Source organism: Streptomyces phytophilus, from assembly GCF_013870535.1.
Taxonomy (GTDB): domain Bacteria; phylum Actinomycetota; class Actinomycetes; order Streptomycetales; family Streptomycetaceae; genus Streptomyces; species Streptomyces phytophilus.
Genome location: NZ_JACBXC010001247.1, coordinates 1 through 1,744, shown reverse-complemented (window position 1 = coordinate 1,744; position 1,744 = coordinate 1). Strand labels below are relative to the sequence as shown.

Genomic DNA, 1,744 nt, shown 5'->3' with positions numbered 1-1,744 from the left:
GCTCCGGGTGGGCCGGTCCGCGTCGCGGGCGGCCTTCGTCGGCCCGGTCCGCGGTTCGGCGGGCTCCGCGCCGTCCGGCTGCGCCGAGCCCGTGGGGCGGTCCCCGTCCGGGGTGGCGCTGCCGCCGTCCGTGTCGGGCTCATCGGACGGGAGGGGCTGCACGGGGGTGTCGGCGCGGGCCACGGCCTCGTCCGTACGGGCGCCTCCGCCGCCGCCCATGGCGTTCGCGGCGAGCAGCCCGCCGGACAGCACGGTCATCCCTGCCGCCGCCAGCCCGGCCAGCCGCTTGTTGCGCGGCTTGTAGCGCCGGTGCCGCGACCGCGGCCGTACGGGCACGAGTTCGGCCCCCACGCCGGTGTCCGCGGCTGCGGGGGCCTCCTCCTCGGCGGGTGCCTGCCGGGAGCGGTCCTCGAACAGCTCCAGGTCGCCGGGCGCGGGCCCCGGCTGCGTGGCAGCGGGCAGTTGCAGCGCCGGCGAGCCCAGGGTCCCGTAGACCTCGGGGAGCGCGGGCACGTTCCGCGCCGGTGCGCACCACGGCGCTCCGGCCGCGTCGTGCCGGCTGTCGCAACGCGGGCAGTAGATCGTCGTCACTGTCCTGGCGTCCCTTCCGTCGCGAGGGGGGAGGGTCCTCGACGCCGGAACAATGTGCCAGCGCCGGAATCCCGCGGAGCACGAAGAATCCCCATAAGGAACGCGGCGGTGAGACCTATCTCACACTGTGGGAGGTGGTACAGACCATGGCGCGTCCGGACATCGCACCCACGGCCGCCCCGCCTCCGCGCGCCCCGGGCGGCGGCTGCGAGACTGCGGCGATGACCGTTCAACTCGTGTCCGTGATCGGGAACAGCCCCGGAGTCGGCAAGTCCACCCTCTGCCGCGGCCTCGCGGCGGCGCTGCGCGAAGGCGGGGCGGTGGTCGACCACTTCGAGGAGGCCGACATCCTCGCGCGGGAGGCGTTCCGCCCGGTGGCCGAGGAGTTCGCGGGCGGCGCGGGCTCCGTACGCCCCGCGACGCTGGTCGCGTCCGTCCACGCGTACGTCGAGGAGGCGGTCGCCGCCGGGACGGACGTGCTGGTGACCGACGCGCTGGTGCCCTTCGTGCCGTCGCTCGTGGCCTGGGGCCACGACGAGGACGCGGTCGCGGGCGTGGTCGCCGACCTCGTGCGGGCGCTGGCGCCCGCGGAGGTCACCGTCGTCTACGTCCACGACGACCCCGAAGCGGCCCTGCGCCGGGCGGTGGCCCGGGAGGGCGACGGGTGGGCGCAGTGGTACGTGGCGAAGCTGGGCTCGTCGCCGGGCACGCGGCACGTACGGGACCTGGAGTCGGCGGCGGCGCACCTGCGGGAGGAGACGGAGCTGACCCGCCGGGTGCTGGCGCGTACGCCGTGGCGGACGGTGCCGGTGGACGCGGGCGGGCTGGACGCGGACGCGGCGCTCGCGTACGCCCGCGGGCAACTGGCGCAGAACCCCGGCCCGCTCTAGGGCCACCGGGCGGCGGAAGCCGTCCGGGCCGTCTTGTCCGTCCCGGAAGATCCTGCCCGTACGGGTGTCCCGAGCGCCCCGATGTCAGACCCGCGCGCGATGCTCGTATCTGCACCGTTTGTTTGCGACTTCCGTAAGGATCCGAGATGGGCAACCTTGACGAACTCCGCTCCGCAGTCCGCGGCCGCGTGCTCCTGCCAGGCGACGACGGCTTCGAGCCCGCCACCCGGCCGTGGAACGTCGCCGTCCCGCAGCCGTCCGCC

Annotated in this window: 1 protein-coding gene and 1 pseudogene; one reads left to right on the top strand and one right to left on the bottom strand. The window is 75.8% G+C overall.

Translation table 11 applies throughout. From position 1 onward, the window contains the following. Positions 1 to 513, bottom strand: a pseudogene (locus H5J30_RS31270) (hypothetical protein); the annotation flags it as partial. A gap of 299 nt (positions 514 to 812) precedes the next feature. On the opposite strand from H5J30_RS31270, the gene H5J30_RS31265 reads away from it, so the two are divergent. Continuing rightward, a complete protein-coding gene (locus tag H5J30_RS31265; RefSeq protein WP_181790904.1) occupies positions 813 to 1,481 on the top strand; it encodes a hypothetical protein in 669 nt (222 codons plus the stop codon). Positions 1,482 to 1,744 lie beyond the last annotated feature (263 nt).

Bases quoted from the DNA above. Each gene is read 5' to 3' on its own strand.
- H5J30_RS31265 (WP_181790904.1), top strand. From the start codon at position 813: ATGACCGTTCAACTCGTGTCCGTGATCGGGAACAGCCCCGGAGTCGGC.